Here is a 23,472-nt window from a genome sequence, read left to right as displayed (position 1 = left end):
CATAGGTAAGATTGATTTAGGCAATTTGAAGGGCCTGCAACATCATATCTATATTGATTATTATACTAGTATAATATTACTGTAAATTATACTAATTATAAAATCTATATATAATAATTTAATGTTAAATAGAATATAAGTGGTATTGGTGTTGGTAGGTTAAAAATTATAATCTAGTGATATTAATTGATGGCAGAAGAATTTTGCTCCTCCCAACATAAACCATCAAATACATTAATAAAAACATATATTAAAGCTGAACAAAACATTTATAATAATCCAAATAGCATGAAACCAACTTGGGATAACCAGAAAGTATATGATTTATTCGATAGCTTCCTGCTAGAGAGTATTATTCGAAACGACTATCTAAGAAGTCAGCCATATTAAATTGAAATGGAAATTCTAAAGCTAATTAATTTGCTGTTATCAAAAACCAATCGGGAGATAGTGTTCAATTGATTGAATACTATCTCCCGAAGAGCTGTTTAAATTCTGTCACTACTGTTTATACCAATTATTCTACCCAAAACTTCATGATGCAGAACTACGTCCTGTACGGATGAAGCAAAATTTAAATATAATTCCCCGCCACCGCGCTCCTGTATAATGATTCTGCGTTTGGCGCCTCAAATATTGCTTGCCGTACATCGGGATTGGTCAAATCAAGCAAGCGCATTTTTCCGCCAACTTCTTCAACCGCCTCTATGCGCCGGTAAAACTGTGAATGGGTTTCAGCATAGCGGGCTAACCCTTGCAACTTTGGTAATGCATCAGCGAGATGAGAACTATGTGGATCAATTATATCCACTACAATCTTACTATCCTGTTCCGCGAAAAAGATGAAATCTGGCCTAACTATCTTAATGTCATCACCATTTACATAGGCAATTCCTAAGGAATCCTGGCTAGGACGGTTGGGATTGCGATACCAGAATTTGAAGCCATCACGTTTCATCTCAGCCTTCAGAACCTTCTCCTCCCAAGTGCCCAACTCGGCTGGGAAGTAGCCTTGTTCGTCGCAAAGTAAATGCTGCTTATAGGTTGTAATATCAGTTTCTGAACCATTCGCCTCACGCGCCTTAGTCGCCTCGACGCGCGATACGGGCTGAGCCAGATCTATATCCTGCGGCTCCGTGCTAAGGGCAACGATTTGCCTGTAAGCCTCTTGCCTGTCGTGTGGAAGTTTCTTGATTTGGTCGCGGTATTCAAGAAACCATAAATCTGATAGTTTCTTCGCTTCGGCATCGAAAAGGATTTGCAGGTTTTCTAGCAAATATAAAGTAGCCACATCTTCACGGGCCTCTATTAGAGCATCATCGAAATCATCAGCAGCTTCCGGTTTATGTTTCGCCCTTTCCCATGTGTAAGTTCGGGCAATGTCAGGAGTGATGATACGCACTGTGTGTCTGTAGGCGTCGCTGATCACAGCGTCATCTGCATCGGCTTGGAATAGTTCGTCACGAGTCCGGCCACTTTGCATGTCAGCAATAATGGTACGACCTTCCACTGTCATCACAGCTGTGCGTTTTTCATTAAACGCCTGCTCCCGCTCAGCGATAAAGTCGTCCAGCATCTTATGCATGGCAGCGTGTGCCTTACCACCCGCACCAGGCAGCAAACCATCAGAAGCCAGTTCATGCGCCAGCGCAGTCAGACGAATAGCAGGCTTTGCGCCGCGCTGTGGGCGGGTTTGAGAAGGAAGCAAAACGAACTTGTCCCACACCGTTTGCGGCACATCAGAATTGGGCGTCATCACCTTTGAATTGATAAGAATGCGCCCGGTTGGTGGCGTGTCACCACCACCATCACGCAATGCCTTAACGACAGCGTCGACTGTATCCCTGTCGAACTTCGGGAGCAGACAATCAACGCTGTTAAGTTTGTCGTTACCGGGGATTCGACGCGCGAGTGGTGTGCGCACCATGCGGCCCAACATCTGGGCGATGTAGGTGTAGTCGCTTGCCGGACGGAAGGACATCATTACTTCGGCACGAGGGCAGTCCCACCCGGTACTAATGGCGTCTTTAGCAATCAGAACACGAACTGAAATATCGTTTTGTACGCGCTGTGGTTCGATGTAAGGTACAGTATACTTGCCGAACCTCTGCGTACTGTGGTCACCGAATACATGCGCAACGGATGTTTCCGGTAAATCCCGCCATTGCTCGAAAATCGTATCAAGCGCGCGACCGATGTCATTGGAATTGGGTTTGTTTGGCACCTGCAGGACCATCAGCGGAAGCACAGCTTCGTTGTTTTCCTGTTGCTTTGCATAAGCAGCCCATTCCTCTGTGGATTCTCGCAACTTGTCTGCAGCACGGCGTACAAGTACTGTGTCGAAATCACCTGTTACTCCTTTGGGAATGCCCAAATCAATACTATCTTTCAGTAAGCCGGAGTCTTGAACACGACTTGTATCCACAATCACAGATGGCAGCGTGCTACGACCTTCTGCACCTTCCATTGCCTTGGTGAAACGATCCACAGTAGCAGATATGCCCCAGACAATAGGAATACCTGGCACACCCTTCTCGCCGTTGATAAGCCGCTTAACGATAGTGGATTTTTCGCTGCTCTCCTTGCCCATGCCACGGTGCGCCTCATCTAGCACTAAGTATAGTGTTAGGGCTGGATCTTCGATTGTGTTACGGATAGTATCCCAAATGGTGTGGCTTCGCAGGTCAGGCCGCATCTCTGGGAATGTGCCTTCGAGTTCTTCATCACCATCAAAACCACGAACAAGAAGGCTGTTCTTACTTAGCTTTTGCGTGTTCAGAAAATAAATCTTTCCAGAATCAAACCTAGAGCGATTAAAGGTGTTTCCCACTACCACCAAGTCCGTGTGCCGCAAGCGGTCAGATGATTCCATCAGCCGGAAGCGCGTTTGCTCATTCAATGATGGATCGTCACTAAACCAGAGCACTACTGCGCCGGGATCGCGGTCAAAACCATAGTCGTCATTGCTGTGAAACAGCGCTTCGAATACAGCTGCCGCCATCACCGTCTTGCCCGCGCCAGTAGCAGCGGTGAGGGAGAAGGCTGTCTTGCGTCTGTATTTTCCACGCCAGTCGTCGTAGGCTATTCCCAGATTTGTAAGCACATCACGGACTGCGTCGTCCTGATAATCTTTTAGTGTAAACTTCATGAGTTGTTTCCGTTTTCGAATGCGAAGTTGGTTAAGTAGGACTCATACAGCCTGATCGCCTCCACACCCGCAGGCAAGCTACGCGCAAGCGCCTGAAAGCGGCGTTCGTCGTCAGTGACGATGTAAGCTATTCGAATTGATTCAGTCTTTTGCAAGGCTTTGAGGAAACCGTTGGCTTTGTCCAAGTCCACCAACAGTCCGTAAACATCAGCTATATCCCAGCCCGCTGTGGGCACTTCATCGATGCGGCGACCCACACTACCCGCACGCAGCCACAATAGCGGTGCAATGCGCGCGAAGGCGGAGTCGGTCTGGTAGCTCACTGAGGTTGGGGTTTCGTAGGTTAGTGTAAAAAACTCTGCGTTTTCCTCCAAGCCATCGGACATAGGGAATTCATCGGTGAATGTGTAGTCGCCCTTGATCGGTTTGCCGTCAGGTGTCCTGCCAGTAATGGCGGCTTCAACGCGAGGCTTGGTGATATAGTCGCAGATGCCCCACTGCTCCCATTCGGCGCTACCAGGGCGTAAGCCTTTCTCACGCAGCGCCTTTTGTTCGTCCGCGGCGACTTCGTTATTGGTGACGCTTATGCACTGGCGCCTACCTCCGTCCTGCTTGTTAAGCCGCATCACAGCATGGGCGGTCGTGCCGGAGCCTGAGAAGAAATCAAGCACTATCGCTTTAGGCTTTCCTTTGACAAAGTATCTAAGAGCATCCTCAACTGCATAAAGAGATTTAGGAAATGGAAAGTACCGGCCAGGAATGAAATTTTCTAGAAGGTCCGTCCCGTATGTTCCAGAATTATGTGCTTTCAAATACCATACTGTTTTTGGGGTTCTTCCACGTGGGTTTTCCGGATCATTCGCAAGTACGAGCGCACCACCAAGGTCATGTCCCTGAACAATAAGTTCTCCGTTTTTAATACGTTCAATTGTACCCTCTCGAATATATGTAATTGGCCATCGGACGCCGTTACTGGGCTTCCCGACCCTAATATATCCAGCCTTTAGTCGAGCCTCGAATTCGGTTACTCCCATTTGCCATCGGCCTTCGACTCCCTTTTTACTAATAGGCCAAACTGCTACACAGCCTTTCGGAGCCATTTCAGCATCATTGGGATGTAGACCTTTAGGAAGTGGTTTGCCAAACCCCTCGATCACACCTAATTTTTCGTTTACATAAATGGGATAAAAACTTTCATAAGATTTTGAACGCACACCTGATTTCCCCCCTCGAATGAGAGAAAACCAAATACGTTCTGCCCCGATTTGAGACTGACTGTCATCGGAAGCCAAAGTCTCAAGTGGTACCTCTTCCGGCCTCGCATTCCCGATGTAAACAAAGTAAGCATATTCATCAACTCTGGACATTGCTTTAATCCTTGATGACCCCTGTCCATTGATTACAATGCTTACCATTTGAATCCGTGCTTCAGGATATGTTTGTTCTAACAGCAACCCGAGCCGCAGATATTCCTTCTCATCTATTGTCACGATCAGCACCGAGTCCTCTGGGTTTAGTAACTCTTTCGCCAGCAGTAAGCGCCGCTCCATCATTGCCAGCCACTTGCTGTGCCGATACAGGTCCTCCTTCTCGACGTAATTGTTGTTATACTTCCAGTCTCTTGCGCCCGTGTTGTATGGCGGGTCAATGTAAATAGCGTCCACTTTGCCGCGGTGCGTCCAGGTCAGGGCTTTTAGCACATGGTAGTTCTCGCCGTTGATGACCGTGTGGCATGGTTTGTCTCCCCCACGGGAAACTTTTCCTGTGGAAAGTAGGCCAGGGTAAATGGTGTCGCGAAATTCGGCAACGACCACCAAGTCGTCCAGAGCCACTGCTTGAGTTTCGCTCCCTGCCGAGCCCAGTAATTCCAGATCAGCCGTTTTACTGGTTTTGTGGATTACTCTCACCAGCCACAGTCGCTGGTCGCCCTTTGCTGTCGAACCACGCGGAGTCAACACACGCACCTTATCGCCCCTGCGCACTGGGCGATTGGGAAGCTCCACAGCTTCAGGCCTATGCCGCTCGAAGTTCAGCCCAAAGGACAGGCGAGATGACAGCGCCCGGAACTCGCGCTCCAAGTCAGCGCCGAGCTGTGGGTCTTTGGCTTTAGCGTTTGCAATCAAATCAGTTAATCGAGACACAAGCTTCTATAAAATGGTATTAATAATGAAATAAAATGACGGTAATTTCTGTTGGAGGCAATCGATATAATTCGGCACAATTTACCACTTGATTTTGGTATCACCGCATATCTGATCCTTATCCCGATGAGAATATTAATAAATGTTCAAATCGATAGTGCCTCCTGATTATGAAGAAGAATTGTCTAATCATTTAGTATAATATGTAGGGACTGCCACCATAGACAGCCCCTACAAATGCTTCTTCTTTTATTCCACTACTTCTGTTAACAATGTTGTGTATTTATACTAGGAAATCGCACCACACCATTTCCTATAGGAGTAAATACATCCATACGTTCTACCTGCTTTATAAACTGCTCCAGAACGACTCCCGCCTTTATCTTCAGATCATGCTTAGTTTTCTCTAACTCGGGCTGCTGTCCCAGAAAAAAATAGAGCCGCTCTAACGCATATGCCATAAAGAGACTATCATAGTTAACATTGCAGTTTAAGCAGATGCCTCTAGCACGCATAATAAAATCTCTTACCCTCTTCTGTCTGCTCTGTATAAGCTCTCGCGCCAGACTTTCAGAGCTCAGATTGTTAGTTAGAAACGAACGCATATTATACAGGAAGTCCCTGTAGCTGCTCTGTAAGTTCTGCTTATAGGACCACATCAAAATCTCTTTAAAGGCATGATTGTTCTGCTGCTCTGCCTGTTCGGCTTCGTTTTCACCTTTATCAATACTTTCTAGAGTCCCACTTGCGTCCCTATCTATATTAGGGACGATCTCAGCACCTGGTCCACAGAGTGTCCCGGGGCTTTCTGGAGCAGACGCGGGACGCGGTTCAATAAGCGTCCCGGAGCAAGAATCCTGAATTACTTTTACTATCCTGCCGATATTAGACTTGCTGATGCCTACTTTCTGGGCAATACCTCTAATAGAATAACCTTCTTCGTGCAGCTGCTGCACCTTTGCGTGTAAATGTTCTTTATTCATCTTTCTAATTAAATTTTATTGATTTTAAACTATGTTGTGATGCTCTATCCTGTAATGGGTCCGTCAGTGCAAGGCTTTGGTGTTATCAGCTACAATGCCGAAGTACTTTACAGTCTTGCCATTTTCCTTGACGACCACTACATCTGTTTCAAAGAGAATGTGAAAGAGCCGCATGGCCTTTTCTTTAGTGAGCTTTATGGCCTTATCGCGATTTCTGTTCATAAGAGCGGTGATAGTTTCGGCGGTTACCCGATTGCCTGTTTTATTATTAATAGATTTTGATTCGGTAACCTCCCTCTCTATCGCCTGCTTGTGACTAATGATCCGCTCCACGTCCCTTTTGTCGGCAGGGGACAAGTGTTCAAAGAATTTGATCCTATTTAGGGTATCCAGCCGGTTTAGTAAGTCTCCAAATTTCCTGCTCCCTTTATGCTCACGCATTAGGGCTACTATCTCGCCAGGGTCTATGTGTCTTTCCTGCAGTTTGAGGTAGTTCTTGAGCACGTGCAAGGCTGCCCGATTTGAGAGCAGCTTCTGGTTTATTTCCTGTAGTTGGTTTGCCTCTTCATTCATCCGCACATCATACCCTATCCGCACTATCTGCTTTCGGAGCTCAAAATCTTTGGTCACATGGTGCAGGGCTGTGTAGATGGCTGTAGTGCAGCCAGTTTCCAGAAGAGCTAGTGCCTGTTCCTCTACATGCTTCTTATTGGCTTTTGCTGCCCTATCAAGCTCCTCCGTTTCAATTGTCTTTTCTACCTTCACTTGCTGAGAATCCGCCATAATGATATGCCCTTCCTTCTCCAGTTGTCTAAAAAAGTCGTCTGTGGCGGTCTTCTGGATAGCTGCCTGCTCTACTTCAAAGTGAATAAGCAGCTCATTAACCTCGTACTGCTGTGTTGTTTTGTTAAAACAGCAGTATTTAGCTGTCTCTCTGTAAGAATAGGAGCCCTTTGGCAGGTATGGGCTTAGTTCCTGGTAGTGGGTGTTGAGCCTATTGAGGTCCTGACACTCCTGATGCGAGAATCTCCTGATGGCCTGATAGGCAGCCTCGCTGTCAAAATCTTTCCTCTTCCGCTCTAGCTTGTACACCGTTACCGGCAGCAACGGCACCATACGGGCACGGGCCATGAACTGTAGGGCATTGGAGACGCTTAGGTACTCGTTCTCATGCTCTACCATGATCACCCGCAGATGTTGATTGTACAGATCCACTCCGCAGTCTACAAGGGAGGTGGTAAAGACTAGGCGTAGACTTTCCGGTATCTGTTTGGAGTCTGTAATAGATTGATACGCGCCTCCAGCCACCGCCTTCGTGTCAGAGCTAAGTACCGCCACCTGCTCTGATGACAGGCCTTTGAAACCGCCAACAACCTGCTCTATGAGCTTTAGATTATTGAGCCGGATAAGGTACTGGTGGTTTTTGAAGTCCAGCGTGGGAAGCAGCCTTGCCAGTTCGTGCTGAACCTTGCCTTTGTAGGTGATGGGGGTAAGCTGTATTTTGTTTGATTGTCCGGCTGTGACCTCCACGTATTTAAACCCGTAATCTTTCAAAAATCCTGGAGGCGTGGCCGAGATGCAAAGCACATTTTTGGCCTCCAGCAGCTGTTTGAAAAGAAACTCATATTTAGAGCGTTTGTCGGGCATACCGTACCCTGATAGCAGCTCATGCACTTCGTCGCAGATAATCAAATCATCATCCGATACGGGAGCTATTTTGGCGAAACTATCATAAGTGCAAACGGTAATCTTGCTATGGAGGGCAGTCTGCACATCCTCTTGAGTAGCCCCTTGCTTGATGATGGCGATCTCGCCATGCTTGCTCTTAGCAATAGCATCCACGATGACAGTCAGCGGCTCCACAATAACAACACGTCCACGCACACGAGAAGCCAACTCTTCTAATGCAAAAGTGGTTTTGCCTGTTCCGGTTCTGGCCTTAAGCAATACTTTGCCGTGATGCTGGATGTAATCCACTAAGTGAGCTGCCTGTTCCCCGATGTAGCGGTTTACATGCAGCCTATAGTCTGGCACTTTGGAGCTCGGTTTCAGCTGGAAGCGCCAATCAGCAATATTAGGACGCAGCCCGTCACGCAGGGCATCTGCTATATCGTACCCATCGTGCCGGTGTGAAAACAAATCTACTGGAGTAAAGTCGAGCCCGTGATTAAGGAGCATTCTCCAAGAGCTCAACTGACGCCCGGCGCTGTCGGGGTCTACTAACACATAGCCAAACTTACCCTTTAGGGCTTTTGCCTTTTCCTTACTTAATGAAGATGCTCCGCCAGTAGCAACAAAGTCATATTGCGGATAGAAGAAACTACAAAGATTTGCCGTCTTTTCTGATTCCACTAAGACTACTGGAACACCTTCGCGCAAGAGGTGTATCCCATATAGGCACTGCCCATACTTTTTACCAGCTGGGTTTTTAAGGTAGAATGGCTTTTTACTTTTGTCCCTACTGCCGCTTGAAAGAAAAGCAAAGTGCTTTAAGTTAACATAGGACCCTGTGATGTCTTGATGCCCGAAAACTGTGTTGCCTCGATTATCGGTGCCTACATTCCACCTTCTCAGGTGCTGCTCTGTTACGCCCAGCGACAAAGCATAAAGGTGAAATTTTGAGCGAAAGTTCTTTGTAATTCTGTCCCAGAACTGTGCATCCACCCGTATTGATTCGGGTTCTTTCTCTGTCCCTGCAGGGGCAATGGGACGCGGAACAGGGCGATTTAATGGCGCAGGCACTGCTGTAGATGCATATCCAAGCTTTGCTGCCAAAAGTACAAGTGCCTCCCTAAAATCGAAATGGTGGTAAAACTGGAGCACCTGAAGCACATTTCGCGCGTCATCATCGCCAAATTCCTTTCCGGTAAAGTCTTTTACCAGATACACCCCCTTATACCAATAGATGTTGACCCGTTTGGAGTGATGGGTCTGGAAAACTGCTCCTAGCTTCTTGAAATTAGGGAAGTACTCTCGCAGCACTTCAAGAGTGCCGGCATCGGCTAAAAGCTCGTCTGCGCTTGGCAATTGTTGCTTTAAGCTTAGTGTTTGCTCCTGAGAGCATCTGTTCTTTCTGCCTCCACCCTTAACGGCGGGTTGCAGCTGATGCATAGCCAATCTTATTGGCTGCGCATCACTTTTGTTAGTCAACTAATCATGATAGTGGTGGGACGCTTCCGTCCCGTTCTACGTTTGAAATTAAATTATTTTACCTACAAGTATACAACAATATTTTAATTTGTTACATTTGTGTAAAGCAATTATTACATGATTGAAAAATATATAGCACTAGGTATACCTGTAGATGACAATCCTTTTGACTATGCGGATGAGATACTTGAAAATCTTCAGCGCAGACAGTTTACACTTAAAGATGCCGGTATTACGTCGCGTGTCCACAACAATTGGCGCAGCCTTGGTATTGTCCCGGACTCCGAGGAGGACGGCAAGAAGCTTTACTTTGACTTCATTCAGTACCTCTGGCTGCAGATCATGAAGGACCTCCGCAAGTTTGGACTTCCGCTAGAGACAATCGCTGCTGTCAAAGACTACCTATTTGACCCAAACATCGAGGAAAATAGGGCATGGAGTGATAGCGAAAGGGAAGCTTTGAGAAAGGCTTTAGAAAGTGAGGCGCAGCGGCCTATAACGGATGAAGAGTTTGAGCAGATAGAAGGCTATTTAAGCTTAAGAAGGTTATTTTATCCTTACCGATTCTCTGCCATCGTACTGTCCCACTTTCAGCACCGATCCGATACCAATATCTATATTTTTGGTGACGGAAGGGTAGTGGTCTGGGGCAAAGCGGAACAGGACGCAAACCCTGAAGGCAAGCCAGACCTTGACGAGCCCCACATTAACGTCCCGCTGGGACACTATTTCGCCCAGTTCATCAACGATGAGACGAAGGCCGAGTTCATGCCCAAGATACCGATCCTGACCAGGGAGGAGAATGAGGTGCTTAGGGCGATGCGCAGCGATGAGGTAAAGGAGCTTACCATCAAGTTCTCCAAGAAAGGTGGCAAGCGCAGGGCTGACCTGATCACGAAGGTGGACAAACAGCTTTCGGACAATCAGAAAAAAGAGATTGCCCGAATTCTGGGCACACGCGACTACAGCACCATCACCATGAAGACACAGAACGGAACGCAGCTCACTTTTGAGGAAGCCCAACGAACTAGGCTCTAATCCTCCCTTAGCTGTGATCCCATTCTTCTGCGTTTAGCGGTAATAGATAAGTCACTGAAGTACTCAGGACAATCATACTAACTAGCATTCTAACTGAAGAACTCAGACAAGTGCGGAAATTGATACAATCTCCGTGAATGTAAACCATCAAAAACAAGAAAATGTAAATCAAAATTCGCTTACACCTGAAGCCTTAAGGCAATTTCCCGGATTAGAACAGTTGTGTGACCATGATGCACAGGCCATTATTGAAAGCCTTACCATCCTTGCACAAGTTTCTTACGAGATATTTATCCAGCAACAGGATTTATAATAGAAAGCCTCCTACTTGTTAAAGCAGCACAGGTAGGAGGCTATATGAAAACCAATAGAAACAGAGCTCCCATGAGTAAGTTAGATAGCTTTAAGGCTTTTACGAAAGAAAAGCACAACTCTAGAAAACAAAAAGATAGCAACAGGATTGTAGTTTACACCCGTGTATCCACTAAGGAGCAAGCGGAAAACAACCAAAGTCTTTCCACTCAAAAGAAGTACTGCGACGCCTATGCAGCTGAACACGGTTTAGAGGTCGTAGCCTACTTTGGTGGTACATACGAGAGCGCCAAAACGGACGAGCGAAAGGAGTTTAACAGAATGTTGGCCTTTGTCAAAAGTTCCAGAGAACAGATAAGCAAGATTTTGGTCTATAGCCCCGACAGGTTTTCAAGATCGGGCGCAAATGCCATTTATATATCTCAACAACTTCGAGAAAATGGTATTGACATTATATCAGTCACCCAGCAAACAGATACCCGCACCTCAAGCGGCAAGTTCCACCAGAACATGCAGTTCCTGTTTAGCCAGTGGGACAATGACCAGCGCAGAGAGAAGTCCATCTCGGGCACCATTGAGAAGCTCAGAAGAGGGGAATGGCCTACCAAAGCACCTATTGGCTATAACCAAAGCAAAGTAAAGGGAGAGCAAGTAATTACAGTAAATGATACTGGTAAGCTGCTGAAAAAAGCTTTTATGCTGAAGGCAGAACAACATCTGTCTAACGTAGAAATACTTGAGTGGCTAAATAAGATGGGCCTGAAGCTCACAAAGCAGCGCCTTTCTGAAATATTTAAAAATCCTTTTTACTGTGGTGTCATTACCCATGCAATGCTAGGGGACGAGGTGGTACAGGGGAAACATGAGAAGCTGGTTAGCGAAAAAGTTTTCCTGCAGGTAAACAACATTCAGAAGAAAAATAACCATGGGTACACCCAGACTAAGTATGATGTCAGGCTACCACTTAGAAGCCATTTAAAGTGCGCATCATGCGGAACGAACATGACAGGCTATGAAGTCAAAAGCAAAGGCATTCTCTACTACAAGTGCAACAAGGTTGGCTGTAAAGTAAATAAAAATGCGGAGCAGCTTCATACTGCCTACAAATCTTTGCTTAATAGCTTTGCTATTGATGATAGACTCATTGCACCTTTAAAACAGCAGATGGTGTTAACGTTCAATAGTCTAAACGAACAGAAAGCAGAAGATGCCAAGCAGATGAGAGTAACATTGCAAGGGCTTCAAAGCAAGTTAGACTTGATAGAAGAAAGGTTTGTTATGGGGGAGATCACAAAGGCGCAGTACGAGAAATTCTCTCAAAAGCTGGTAGTGGAAAAGCAGCAAATAGAAGCAAGTCTTGGAGAGGGTCCAAAAAAATTATCGAACCTTGAAAAGTATGTTGACTTTTCGCTCAAAATATGCTCTGAAATGGGTAAGATGTGGGTTTTAGGAGATTATCACAAGAAGCAAAAACTGCAAAAATTAGTGTTTCCTGAGGGGGTGGCCTATGATAAAGAGAGTAATGATTATCGAACCGAAAAAGTTAACTCTGTGCTTGGCCTAATTGCATCATTATCAGCAACTTATAGCACTAAAAACAAAAGACCGATTAGCGTTTCCACTAATCGGTCCGTTTTGGTAGCGGGAACAGGACTCGAACCTGTGACCTTTGGGTTATGAGCCCAACGAGCTACCAACTGCTCCATCCCGCACTGTTATTGTGTTACAAAAGTATGGCAATAAAAATTACCATGCAAGTATTTATACCCTAAAAGAGCAAAAAAGTTATTCTTTACTAAAACCTGCTTGTTATGCCAAAGTGTATCTTCGAGAACCTGAGGGAGATAGGTTGCTGCTCTGATTTTCCGACTGAATATACTAACTGGAAAATACCGGCTCCTGTGCTAAAGCTGATGCCGCCGCCCAAGCCTAGCGGATACCCGGATACTTTACTATTCTCTAAGTCGCTGCGGTAGTAACCCTGGTCGTAAAACAGCAGCACATAAGAATCGGCGGCAGTAAACAACCTGTACTCTACTGTACCTACGGCATAAGAGGAAGCAAAAAAGAAATACTCGTCAAAGCCGCGCAGGGTATTCAGGCCACCAATGCGGTACATATCGTTCAGGAAAATCTGGTCGTTTAGCAGCGCCTCGCCGCGTAGGCACGTTAGCAGCGCACTATTTTTGCCGAACCGCAAGAAGTTCTCCACCCGCAGGCTCAGGCTTAGCTGTGTTGTTTTCAGGTCCAACGTATCGTAAAAGCTTTTTTCGAGGTCTGCGTTGCGCAGCAGTTTTTTGTTACCAGCCGCCAGCTGCAGTTCTACCAAGCGGCCCCGCCTCGGAAAGTAAAAATCGTCGAGGTTGTTCCAGAGATAGTTCAAGCCATAGGTATTTGTGCGTGCATCAGCCAAGTCCAGTTGCTGCAGGCTTTGCATATTTGCAGACGATAGTATGCGTGAGTTGCGCCACTCGGTAAATACACTAAACTTGCCGTATTTTAAAGTATAATAGGATAGCTGCAACCGTGGCTGAATGGTGATAAACGAGGAATCCTGCTTTAACAAATTAAACTTAGTACCTAACTCGAAAGGCGTACCCAGCAGGTTAGGGTGCAGGTATTCGCCATTAAGTATAACCGAGCCCTTATTCACCCGCCGCCACTGCAGCCCTAGTTGCTTGCCCGAGCCCCTTATATTCCGGATGTTCAGGTTAGCCTCACCAGTTATCAGCAGTTTGTCTTGACGGGTAGGGTCGGGTAGAAATCCTACCACTCCGTCGATCTGGTTTGCCTGGCGATCTTCTATAAAGTAGTATACTTTAGCTTTGTCGCGAACAAACTGTACCTGCGGGGATCGTGTTTGCCGGATGTATGGCAGCTGCGTAAGCATACGCTGTGATGCATTTACCTGATCTTGATTATATATCTGGCCGGGCAGCAGTTGCAGATAGCGCATCAAGAACTTTGGCTGCGTTTTGGTTTCGCCAACTATAGCCAACGAGTCATAGGTCACAACAAAAGCTTTCTCTACCATCAGGGCGGCATCTATTTTACCATTCTCTATCCTGATGGAGTCGAGCCAAACAGAGGCGAAGGGGTAGCCGTTGCGCTCCGCGTAATCCAGAATACGCTGCTGCAGCCTTACATACTCCTGAGGCTTAAAGGACACGTTGCGGTAAAACTTCTCCCGGAAACCAGATTCTATTAAAATACCTTCACTTAGGTTACCATTTCGAAGCTGAGCCCATTTGTATTGCTGCCCTACATGCAGTTTCACGTGGAGCGTATCGCGGCGCAAGTATAAACTATCGACAGAGGAAAGTAAATAGCCGTCCTGCTGCAGCTGGTATACTAGAGCCTTTGTTTCTTTACTGGCCTCTGTAGAGTCGGGGAGTGAGGTACGGAAAGTATAACCGCGCAGTCGAGGAGTATCTTCTGGGGCAGTATGCACACGAAGTATAACCTTTGGCCGGGGTGTAGCAACAGGTTGCGTCTGGGCCTGCACCTGCGGCAGCCACAAAAGCAAACACAATACTACGGCGGCTATTTTATACATTTGTGTGATTACTGTGCTCATAAGTTAATGTGCTTATGAGCTAATTATTTAATTGTGAATCAGTAGCAAGTATAACTGTAAAGCAAAAGTAACGATAAAGCATGTAATGTTTATGAATTGCTCATGTATCAGCAATTGAACAATTAGTCCGTTTTATACATTTATTCATTAACACATTACCTAATTATACCTTTAGCACATTAAACGTGTCCGGCATTTACCTCCATATTCCATTCTGCAAGCAAGCCTGCCATTACTGTGATTTTCACTTCAGTACCTCTATGGGACACAAAGAGGCCACCATACAGGCCATTGCCCGCGAACTGAAACTGCGCCAGGATTACCTGCAGGGGCAAACGGTGCGCACCATATACTTTGGCGGCGGAACGCCATCTTTGCTCACGCAGCAGGAGCTTGAGTTACTATTGCAAACCATAAAAGAACTATTTATAGTTTCGGATGATGCTGAAATTACACTGGAGGCCAATCCCGACGACCTAAAGCCGAAGAAACTGCAGGAGCTGAAAGCCGCAGGCATTAATCGCTTGAGTATAGGATTGCAATCTTTCCATGAGCCGCACCTGCGCCTGATGAACCGCGCCCACAACGCCACCGAAAGCCTGCAGTGCGTGCGCGATGCACAGGCAGCTGGCTTCGATAACATCACCGTAGACCTAATTTATGGTATACCGGCACCAAACCATACAACCTGGCTACAGGACCTAAAAACACTATTTTCGCTAAACGTGCAGCATGTGTCGTGCTACGCTTTAACAATAGAACCTGATACAGCTTTGGGCCGCTGGAGCAAGAAAGGAAAATTTATACCATCAGAGGACGACTTTACAGCACAGCAGTTTGAAATACTACTGGAGCAAATGACGCAGCACGGCTTTGTGCAGTACGAAATCTCCAATTTTTGCCAGCCGGGCTACGAATCTAAGCACAACAGCAACTACTGGCGCGGTGTGCATTACCTGGGCGTGGGACCAAGTGCACACTCCTTTAACGGCGGCAGCAGGCAGTATAATGTAGCCAACAACCGGAAGTATACCGCAGCCATCAACGAAAGTATAATTCCTGCCGAGATAGAAGAGCTTACCTTAGCTGACCAGGCAAACGATTACCTGCTTACCACGCTGCGCACCATCTGGGGCTGCGACCTTATGCAAATGCGCGACAAGTATAAATACAATGTGCAGGCATCGCATAAAGTGTATTTGCAGGAGCTCCAGCAGAAGGAGCTGGCAAGTATAAAAGATGATGTGCTTTACTTAACAGATAAAGGCAAACTGCTGGCCGACCAGATTACCCTGGATTTAATGACCGAATAAAAACTTTGCATACGATCAAACTTAAATGCTGCTATACTTCGTAAGAACTATATTGGTAAAAGTATAGTAAATTAACTGCCTCCATCTAACTGCTGAACATGCTGCCTATGCTGCACCTTACCTTGGTATACCTTTCCGATGACTTCAAAATAGAAGCAGACGATAGCCATGCCTATGTACGTACAGAATGGCTGCAGCCGCTTACTGATAATGATTTTGTGTCGGAGGCGATGAAGGCATACGAAGTTATCAAAGTGCGAAACGCAGAGCGGGTGCTGGTAAACGCGCAGCAGGTATCTATACTTGGCCCCGAAACCAAAGATTGGCTCTCCAACACCTACTATTGTCTATTCTCACAAACAGCCGTAAAAAAAATGGCCCGGGTAATGCCGGATAATCTTTTCAAAAAGTTGGCGCTATCTTCTGTTGTAACCCGGGCAACAGCAGCAACCAATATCTCTTATGACATTCAGGATTTTGCCTCTGAGGAGGCTGCCATTCGTTGGCTGCTCGAAGATTAGAGCCTTGCATACTTTTCCTGCTGGTTTCGGTAAATTAGCTTATACTTGCTAAAAAGCCTGTACCCTATGGAAGCCACCATTACCTCCCACAACCAAACCTATACCTTTAACCCGCTACAGCCACTGGATATTTCGATGCCGCTGCACGATAGGCAGCCGCAACCGGAGTGTTTCTGGGCCGAACCGGTAGCCTTTGATGTGATACGGGTAGGAGATTTTGTGGGTAGTGTGGCTGAAGGCGGCAGTACAAACTATAAACGCGTGCACGTAACGCCGCACGGCAACGGCACCCATACCGAATGCTACGGACATATTTCCGCAGATGAGAATGCTACTATCCACAACTGCTTGAAACGTTTCCTGTTCGTTGCCCAACTGGTAACGGTGCAGCCGCAAAAGCAGGAAAATGGTGACGAAGTGGTGCTATTGGAAGATATAAAGGCACAGCTCCAAAGTATAAAATGTGAGGCTCTTATAATTAGAACATCACCAAACTCCGATGATAAACTTACCCGCCACTACTCCGGCACTAATCCGCCATACTTAGAGCACACCATAGGGCAATACTTAGCTGAGAAAGGCATACAACACCTGCTCCTGGATCTTCCTTCTGTAGACCGGGAACTGGACGCAGGCAAACTGCTGTGCCACCATGCTTTTTGGCAGTACCCGAAAAATACCCGCTGCGGCGCCACCATTACTGAGCTTATTTATGTGCCTGACCATATTGCAGATGGTTTATACTTGCTGAACCTGCAGATTGCCAGTTTGCAGCTGGATGCCAGCCCGAGCAAGCCTGTACTTTATTCGTTGTCGCCTGTTTTTCCTGAGTTGTAAAACATTCCAAGTATGAAGCAAACCACCGACACCATTTTAATGATCGAGCCGACCAACTTCTGCTACAACCCGGCAGCGGCTGAGACAAACAAATTTCAGAAAGAAGCCAAAGACATGACACCGGCAGAGGTGCAGGCAAGGGCGCTTCAGGAGTTTAGGCAGATGGCGCAGCAGCTAGAGCAGGCGGGGGTAAAGGTAAACATGATACAAGACGTGGAAAACTCCTGCACACCGGATTCCATATTCCCGAACAACTGGTTTTCCACCCATCAAAAAGGGCAACTGGTAACGTATCCCATGGCCCCGATAAATCGCCGCGAAGAGCGTCGCCAGGATGTGATCGATTTCCTGATGCAGAAGTATGGCTACAAAGAGCATGTGCAACTGGAGTATTTTGAAGATAAGCCCGAGCCAAAATTTCTGGAAGGCACCGGAAGTATGGTTCTGGATCGAACAAATAGAGTGGTTTATGCTGCCTTATCACCCAGAACAGAACTGGAGCCGCTACAAGCGTTTTGCGACAGACTAAAGTATAAATTACATACTTTTAGAGCGTATGGCCCAACAGGTGAGTTGATTTATCATACTAATGTGATGCTTTGCATAGGCGATACTTTCGCTGTAGTAGGCATGGATGTGGTGGATGAGCAGGACCGGGAGCAGCTACACCAACAGTTCCAAAGCACAGGCAAGGAAATCATCGAACTCAGCTCCAGCCAGATTCTTCACCACTTTGCCGGAAACATGCTGCAGCTCCATAACAAAAAGGGCGAAAGTATACTTGTTATGTCTGAGTCAGCTTATACTTCGCTTACAGACGTGCAGCTAGCTCAACTTAAAAAGCACATTAACCACCTGCTTCACTTCCCGATACACCTGATAGAGCAATGTGGTGGTGGCAGTGTGCGCTGTATGATTGCGGAGATTTTTAAGCCGGAGTAGGTATAAATGGATAGTTTGATTATACGCCCACTTGCTCCTCGTGAGCCGCTACCTATGCACCTGCTCCTGCTCGCCGATCCAAGTATAGATATGGTTCTTTCATACATTGATCAAAGCCATACTTTTATAGCAGAGCAGAACGGGAAGGTTGCAGGTGTTCTGGTACTGCAGCCACAGGGAAACGAAGCAGAAATTATGAATGTGGCAGTAGAGGAAAGCTTGCAGGGAAAAGGAATAGGTAAAAGGCTGGTGGAGTTTGCTATCAACTTGGCGAAGCAGCAAAGTATACATCAGCTTATAGTTTATACTGGCAACAGCACACTGCCGGCGCTGGCTTTGTATAAGCGCTGCGGCTTCAAGACAGAAAGTATAGACAAAGGCTACTTCCTGCGAAACTACCCCGAACCCATTTTTGAAAACGGCATGCAATGCACCGACAGGATAAAGTTAAGGCTGGAGCTAAAAGCCCCAGCCTAAGGTAGTTTAGTTGTTTGTAAAGGTTTGTTTCTAAAATAAAGCCTCCGCCACTTTTCTCACAGATTCTGATTTGCCCATAGAGTAGTAATGCAGGCATGGCACACCAAAGTCCATCAGCTCCTTCGACTGCTGTATTGCCCATTCCACGCCTACCTGCGCAGCCGCTCTGTTATCCGAGCAGGCTTCAACTGCGTCAGCCAGTTCGCAAGGAATTTCGATATGGAACAGGCTTGGCAACAAGCTCAATTGAGATTTGGTAGTCATCGGCTTCAAACCTGGAATGATTGGCACATCAATACCTTCTTCACGGCATCGGTGCACAAAATCAAAGTACTTCTGGTTATCGAAGAACATCTGTGTTACGATGTAATCGGCACCCAGCTCTACTTTCTTTTTCAGCCAACGCAAGTCTGATTTTAGATTAGGTGCTTCGAAATGCTTTTCTGGGTAACCGGCCACACCTATGCAGAAGTCGGTGCAGTTGTTGCTCACTTGCTCATCATCCAAATAGCAGCCATTGTTCATCTCCACCACCTGGCCAATCAGTTCTGATGCATAGTGATGGCCACCCGCCTCAGGTATAAACCGCTGCTCACTCTTTACGCAGTCACCGCGTAGTACCAGCACATTATCTATACCTAAAAAGTGCAGGTCTATCAGGGCGTTCTCGGTTTCTTCTTTGTTAAAGCCTCCGCAGATGAGGTGCGGTACCGTATCTACTTTGTAGTTGTTTTGGATAGCCGCACAAATGCCTACTGTGCCCGGGCGCTTGCGTGTAGTGCGCTTTTCCAACAGGCCATTCTCCCGCTGCTTGTACACATACTCTTCACGGTGGTAAGTAACATCAATAAACGGCGGTTTAAACTCCATCAGCGGGTCGATATGGCTGAACAGGGTTTTCATGTTCTCGCCTTTCAGCGGAGGCAATATCTCAAAAGTGAACAGCGTTTTGCCGTTAGCGTTTTGGAAGTGGTCTGTTACTTTCAATTTATGTTGACGTTTTACCTCACCTCAACCCTCTCCTTTTAAAGAGGGTCCCTACCTCCAAAACAGGAGAGGGAGAAGCAAGATTGAAGTATGACTAATTACTTTTTTTGCTGTTCCGGATTTCCAAACCTGGAACCTGTAGTGCGGATATACTTATCCGTTTAACCCTCCCAGGAGGGGAATTTCTGACATTATGGAAGTACGGGTTTATACTTTGTAGTCTCTGCTTAACCTCCCTTCACACAAGACCCTTTCAGGATGACAAAAAGAATAAACAAAAGCTCCTAAGATGGTAACTACACCGCCTGCTGCGCTACCGGCTTTGGCTCATAGTTCAGGTTAGGTGACAACCACCGTTCCAGTTCCTCTTTGGTCATACCTTTACGCTGCGCGATATCCTTTACCTGGTCTTCACCTATCTTGCCAAGTCCAAAATACCTGGACTCTGGATGTGAGAAGTACAAACCGCTTACAGCTGCTGTTGGGTACATAGCCAGGTTCTCCGTAAGCATAACGCCTGAAGTTCTCTCGGCATCCAGCAGGTTAAATAGCGTTATTTTTTCAGTATGGTCAGGGCAGCCTGGGTAACCCGGTGCCGGACGAATGCCTTTATACTTCTCCTTGATTAGCCCCTCGTTGTCCAACTGCTCGTCGGGTGCGTATCCCCACAACTCTCTCCGAACTTTCAAGTGCATTAACTCTGCAAAGGCCTCGGCTAAGCGATCGGCCAGCGCTTTTACCATGATAGATTTATAATCGTCATGTTCGGCCTCATACTTCTCCAATAGCTTTTCAATGCCAAAACCAGCCGATACCACAAAGCCTCCTATGTAATCCTGCACACCGGTTTCTTTAGGCGCTACAAAATCAGAGAAAGCCAGGTTAGGTACGTTTCCACCCTTTTTGCCCTGCTGCCTTAAAGTATGAAACTCCGTCAACACATTTTCACGTGAATCATCGGTGTATACTTCTATCGTATCATCGGCCTCTACATTGGCAGGATAGAACCCAACTACTGCTCTGGCCTCTAACAGCTGCTTATCCACGATCTCCTGCAGCATTTGCTGGGCATCATTAAACAACTTGGTTGCTTCAGTGCCTAACTCAGGGTCGTTTAAGATTTTCGGGTATTGGCGCTTAAGCTCCCAGGTATGGAAGAACGGCGTCCAGTCAATGTATGGCACGATCTCCTCCAGAGGATAATTCGTGTATACTTTATTGCCGATGAAGCTTGGCTTAGTTGGCTTTGTAGCGTTCCAGTCTACTTTATACTTGTTGGCGCGGGCTTCTTCTATACTTGCAAAGGCACGGTCTTTTGTGCGGCTTAAGTGATCTTCGCGCAGCTTTTCATACTCTGCTTTTATTTCGGTTATGTAGCTATCGCGCTCGCTGCTAAGCAGGCTGCTCACCACCGTTACGCTACGCGAGGCATCATGCACATGCACTACCGGACCGCTGTATTGTGGCTCAATCTTCACAGCCGTATGCACACGCGATGTAGTTGCCCCGCCAATCAGTAGCGGAATTTTCATCCCACGTCGCTCCATTTCCTGCGCTACATACACCATTTCATCCAGCGATGGTGTGATTAAACCACTCAAGCCGATAATATCTACTTTTTGTGCTTCGGCTTCTGATAAAATTTTATCCAACTGCACCATCACGCCCAGGTCTATCACTTCGTAGTTGTTACAGGCCAGCACTACGCCCACGATATTTTTACCTATATCGTGCACATCGCCTTTTACGGTGGCCATCAGTATTGTTCCTGCTGTTGATTTGGAAGTATCGGATGCTAATTTCTCCTGCTCCATGAACGGCAACAGGTACGCCACCGACTTCTTCATCACGCGGGCACTTTTTACTACCTGCGGCAGGAACATTTTACCGGCACCGAATAAGTCACCTACTACCGACATACCAGCCATCAACGGACCTTCGATCACATCTAAGGTTTTTGCTGCTTTCTGGCGTGCCTCTTCGGTATCTTCATCAATGTGTTCTACAATGCCTTTCACCAGCGCATGCTTCAGGCGTTCTTCCACAGGGGCCTCGCGCCAGGTATTATCAGCTGCTGTAGCTGTCTTGCCCTTGCCTTTTATAGTTTCGGCATAAGTTACCAGCTTTTCGGTAGCGTCCGGGTGGCGATTAAAGATTACGTCTTCGATCAGGTCGCGTAGTTCCTGCGGCACCTCTTCGTAAATACCCAGCATACCCGCGTTCACGATGCCCATATCCATTCCGGCTTTCACGGCGTGGTACAGGAATATAGTGTGCATGGCTTCGCGCACCAGGTCGTTGCCACGGAAGGAGAAGGACAGGTTACTCACACCACCGCTTACCTGTGCATGCGGCAGGTTAGCTTTTATCCACTTTACTGACTCAATATAGTCTACTGCATAGTTGTTATGCTCTTCTATGCCCGTGGCAATGGCCAGTATGTTCGGGTCAAAAATGATATCCTGTGGCGGGAAGCCAACTTCGTTTACCAGAATACGGTACGAGCGTTCGCATATCTCTTTTCTGCGTTCTAATGTATCAGCCTGCCCGGTTTCATCAAAAGCCATCACTACTACAGCGGCACCATATTGGCGCACTTTGCGGGCTAGTTTCTTAAAGGCTTCTTCGCCTTCTTTTAAACTGATGGAGTTAACGATGCTTTTACCCTGTACACATTTCAGACCAGCCTCAATCACACTCCATTTAGAAGAGTCGATCATGATCGGTAGTTTGGCAATGTCAGGCTCGGAGGAGATCAGGTTGAGGAAATCGGTCATGGCCTGCTCTGAGTCGAGCATGCCTTCGTCCATGTTCACGTCGATGATCTGGGCGCCGCCCTCTACCTGCTGCTGTGCCACAGCCAGCGCTTCCTCAAATTTGCCATTCACAATAAGGCGGGCAAACATCTTGGATCCGGTCACGTTGGTGCGCTCGCCAACATTTACGAAAAGTGTATCCTGGGTAATGGTAAGAGGCTCGAGGCCGCTGTAGCGTGGGAGAGGTGCTACTGGAGTGGGCGTGTGCGGTTTATACTTCTGCACTAAGTCTGCGATTACTTTAGTATGTACGGGCGTAGTGCCACAACAACCACCTAGTATGTTTACCAGTCCCTCCTTCAGGTACTCCTCTACAATGGCTCCCATTTGCTGGGCTGTTTCGTCGTAGCCGCCAAAAGCGTTTGGCAAGCCTGCATTGGGGTAAGCACTAATGTAACAGTCGGAAATGCGGGCCAGCTCCTGAATGTGTGTCTTCAACTGACGTGCGCCCAAAGCACAGTTAAAGCCAATGCTAAGTATAGGCGCATGTGAAATGGAGTTCCAGAAAGCCTCCACCGTTTGACCAGACAAGGTACGGCCGCTGGCATCCGTTATAGTACCAGAAACCATAATCGGAAGCTCTTTACCTCCGTTGTTTATATACTCTTGGATAGCATAAAGCGCAGCCTTACAGTTTAGCGTATCAAATACCGTTTCAACTAAAAGTAAGTCAGAACCACCGTCCACCAGGCCACGCACCTGCTCATAATATGCCTCCACCAGCTGGTCGTATGTAATGGCTCGGTAACCGGGGTTATTTACATCCGGAGAAAGGGAAGCCGTTCGGTTTGTCGGGCCAATGGCCCCGGCTACAAAGCGTTTGTGCGCAGGATTCTTTGCCTCCACTTCATCCGCAGCCTCACGTGCTATTCTCGCCGACTCATAATTGAGTTCATACACAATATGCTCCAGGTGGTAGTCAGCCATAGCGATGCTGGTGCCGCTAAAAGTATTTGTTTCAATAATATCAGCGCCGGCTTCTAAATATTCGGTATGGATAGCCTTGATCACATCCGGACGCGTGATGGACAGCAAATCGTTATTACCTTTTAGATCAGACGCATGATCTTTAAAGCGTTCGCCACGGAAATCGGCCTCTGAAAGCTGGTAACGCTGGATCATAGTTCCCATAGCGCCATCAAGCACGAGCACACGCTCTTTTAATAGCTGGTAAATCGGATGTGTCTTGGTCATGTTCGGTGCCTTTCTTCTCGTAAGTCTGCTGCGGTT

Annotated in this window: 14 protein-coding genes and 1 tRNA gene; 7 read left to right on the top strand and 8 right to left on the bottom strand. The window is 46.9% G+C overall.

Annotated elements, in window-relative coordinates:
* Positions 1-574: 574 nt before the first annotated feature.
* The 4 genes from WG943_RS20145 to WG943_RS20130 all read right to left on the bottom strand — a co-directional run bounded on the left by WG943_RS20145 (position 575) and on the right by WG943_RS20130 (position 9,383).
* Positions 575-3,148 carry a DEAD/DEAH box helicase gene (locus WG943_RS20145; RefSeq protein ID WP_340411740.1) on the bottom strand — a complete coding sequence of 858 codons (2,574 nt, stop codon included), beginning with the start codon at positions 3,146-3,148 and terminating at the stop codon, positions 575-577.
* Entirely contained in the window at positions 3,145-5,289 is a 2,145-nt protein-coding gene (locus WG943_RS20140; protein WP_340411738.1) for a site-specific DNA-methyltransferase, read from the bottom strand. The genes WG943_RS20145 and WG943_RS20140 overlap by 4 nt, the downstream gene beginning before the upstream one ends.
* Before the next feature lie 266 nt (positions 5,290-5,555).
* Entirely contained in the window at positions 5,556-6,272 is a 717-nt protein-coding gene (locus WG943_RS20135; RefSeq protein ID WP_340411736.1) for a helix-turn-helix domain-containing protein, read from the bottom strand.
* A gap of 63 nt (positions 6,273-6,335) precedes the next feature.
* The gene (locus WG943_RS20130; protein WP_340411735.1) at positions 6,336-9,383 is read right to left on the bottom strand and encodes a DUF6371 domain-containing protein; all 3,048 of its coding nucleotides are present in this window, start codon (positions 9,381-9,383) and stop codon (positions 6,336-6,338) included.
* 156 nt (positions 9,384-9,539) lie between these two features.
* Here WG943_RS20130 and WG943_RS20125 point away from each other — a divergent pair, with 156 nt between their 5' ends.
* Positions 9,540-10,460 carry a hypothetical protein gene (locus WG943_RS20125; RefSeq protein WP_340411734.1) on the top strand — a complete coding sequence of 307 codons (921 nt, stop codon included), beginning with the start codon at positions 9,540-9,542 and terminating at the stop codon, positions 10,458-10,460.
* A 357-nt stretch (positions 10,461-10,817) separates the two neighbouring features.
* Positions 10,818-12,452: a recombinase family protein gene (locus WG943_RS21260; protein WP_445323657.1), complete on the top strand. Its 1,635-nt coding sequence runs from the start codon at positions 10,818-10,820 to the stop codon at positions 12,450-12,452.
* On the opposite strand, the gene WG943_RS20120 is transcribed toward WG943_RS21260, so the two are convergent.
* Both WG943_RS20120 and WG943_RS20115 read right to left on the bottom strand, forming a co-directional pair.
* Positions 12,409-12,484, bottom strand: a tRNA-Met gene (locus tag WG943_RS20120). The genes WG943_RS21260 and WG943_RS20120 overlap by 44 nt on opposite strands.
* Before the next feature lie 83 nt (positions 12,485-12,567).
* Positions 12,568-14,349, bottom strand: coding sequence for a BamA/TamA family outer membrane protein (locus WG943_RS20115; protein ID WP_340411733.1), 1,782 nt, complete (start codon positions 14,347-14,349; stop codon positions 12,568-12,570).
* A 185-nt stretch (positions 14,350-14,534) separates the two neighbouring features.
* Between WG943_RS20115 and hemW the strand changes: the two genes are divergently transcribed.
* The 5 genes from hemW (at position 14,535) to WG943_RS20090 (ending at position 18,439) form a co-directional block, all read left to right on the top strand.
* Positions 14,535-15,662 carry a radical SAM family heme chaperone HemW gene (gene hemW / locus WG943_RS20110; protein WP_340411732.1) on the top strand — a complete coding sequence of 376 codons (1,128 nt, stop codon included), beginning with the start codon at positions 14,535-14,537 and terminating at the stop codon, positions 15,660-15,662.
* A 98-nt stretch (positions 15,663-15,760) separates the two neighbouring features.
* Positions 15,761-16,183, top strand: a complete 423-nt coding sequence (locus WG943_RS20105) for a hypothetical protein (RefSeq protein WP_340411731.1) — start codon at positions 15,761-15,763, stop codon at positions 16,181-16,183.
* Between the two features lie 66 nt (positions 16,184-16,249).
* Positions 16,250-17,020: a cyclase family protein gene (locus tag WG943_RS20100; protein ID WP_340411729.1), complete on the top strand. Its 771-nt coding sequence runs from the start codon at positions 16,250-16,252 to the stop codon at positions 17,018-17,020.
* Positions 17,021-17,032: 12 nt separating this feature from the next.
* Positions 17,033-17,962 (top strand): citrulline utilization hydrolase CtlX, encoded by a 930-nt coding sequence (ctlX, locus tag WG943_RS20095; RefSeq protein WP_340411727.1) that lies wholly within the window; start codon positions 17,033-17,035, stop codon positions 17,960-17,962.
* 6 nt (positions 17,963-17,968) lie between these two features.
* Positions 17,969-18,439 carry a GNAT family N-acetyltransferase gene (locus tag WG943_RS20090; protein ID WP_340411725.1) on the top strand — a complete coding sequence of 157 codons (471 nt, stop codon included), beginning with the start codon at positions 17,969-17,971 and terminating at the stop codon, positions 18,437-18,439.
* Between the two features lie 30 nt (positions 18,440-18,469).
* Here WG943_RS20090 and metF read toward each other — a convergent pair whose 3' ends face one another.
* Together metF and metH are read right to left on the bottom strand one after the other, a co-directional pair.
* Positions 18,470-19,426, bottom strand: a complete 957-nt coding sequence (gene metF, locus WG943_RS20085; protein ID WP_340411724.1) for a methylenetetrahydrofolate reductase [NAD(P)H] — start codon at positions 19,424-19,426, stop codon at positions 18,470-18,472.
* 296 nt (positions 19,427-19,722) lie between these two features.
* Complete coding sequence (gene metH, locus WG943_RS20080) at positions 19,723-23,436, bottom strand: methionine synthase (protein WP_340411723.1); 3,714 nt, start codon at positions 23,434-23,436, stop codon at positions 19,723-19,725.
* Positions 23,437-23,472: the final 36 nt, after the last annotated feature.

The sequence above is a fragment of the Pontibacter sp. H249 genome (genome assembly GCF_037892465.1).
Classification (GTDB): domain Bacteria; phylum Bacteroidota; class Bacteroidia; order Cytophagales; family Hymenobacteraceae; genus Pontibacter.
Note: the sequence above shows the minus strand (reverse complement) of the source record. Positions and strands in the feature narration are given on the sequence as shown.

Bases quoted from the DNA above. Each gene is read 5' to 3' on its own strand.
- WG943_RS20145 (WP_340411740.1), bottom strand. From the start codon at position 3,148: ATGAAGTTTACACTAAAAGATTATCAGGACGACGCAGTCCGTGATGTG.
- WG943_RS20135 (WP_340411736.1), bottom strand. From the start codon at position 6,272: ATGAATAAAGAACATTTACACGCAAAGGTGCAGCAGCTGCACGAAGAA.
- WG943_RS20130 (WP_340411735.1), bottom strand. From the start codon at position 9,383: ATGCATCAGCTGCAACCCGCCGTTAAGGGTGGAGGCAGAAAGAACAGA.
- WG943_RS20125 (WP_340411734.1), top strand. From the start codon at position 9,540: ATGATTGAAAAATATATAGCACTAGGTATACCTGTAGATGACAATCCT.
- WG943_RS21260 (WP_445323657.1), top strand. From the start codon at position 10,818: ATGAAAACCAATAGAAACAGAGCTCCCATGAGTAAGTTAGATAGCTTT.
- WG943_RS20115 (WP_340411733.1), bottom strand. From the start codon at position 14,349: ATGAGCACAGTAATCACACAAATGTATAAAATAGCCGCCGTAGTATTG.
- WG943_RS20105 (WP_340411731.1), top strand. From the start codon at position 15,761: ATGCTGCCTATGCTGCACCTTACCTTGGTATACCTTTCCGATGACTTC.
- WG943_RS20100 (WP_340411729.1), top strand. From the start codon at position 16,250: ATGGAAGCCACCATTACCTCCCACAACCAAACCTATACCTTTAACCCG.
- ctlX (WP_340411727.1), top strand. From the start codon at position 17,033: ATGAAGCAAACCACCGACACCATTTTAATGATCGAGCCGACCAACTTC.
- WG943_RS20090 (WP_340411725.1), top strand. From the start codon at position 17,969: ATGGATAGTTTGATTATACGCCCACTTGCTCCTCGTGAGCCGCTACCT.
- metH (WP_340411723.1), bottom strand. From the start codon at position 23,436: ATGACCAAGACACATCCGATTTACCAGCTATTAAAAGAGCGTGTGCTC.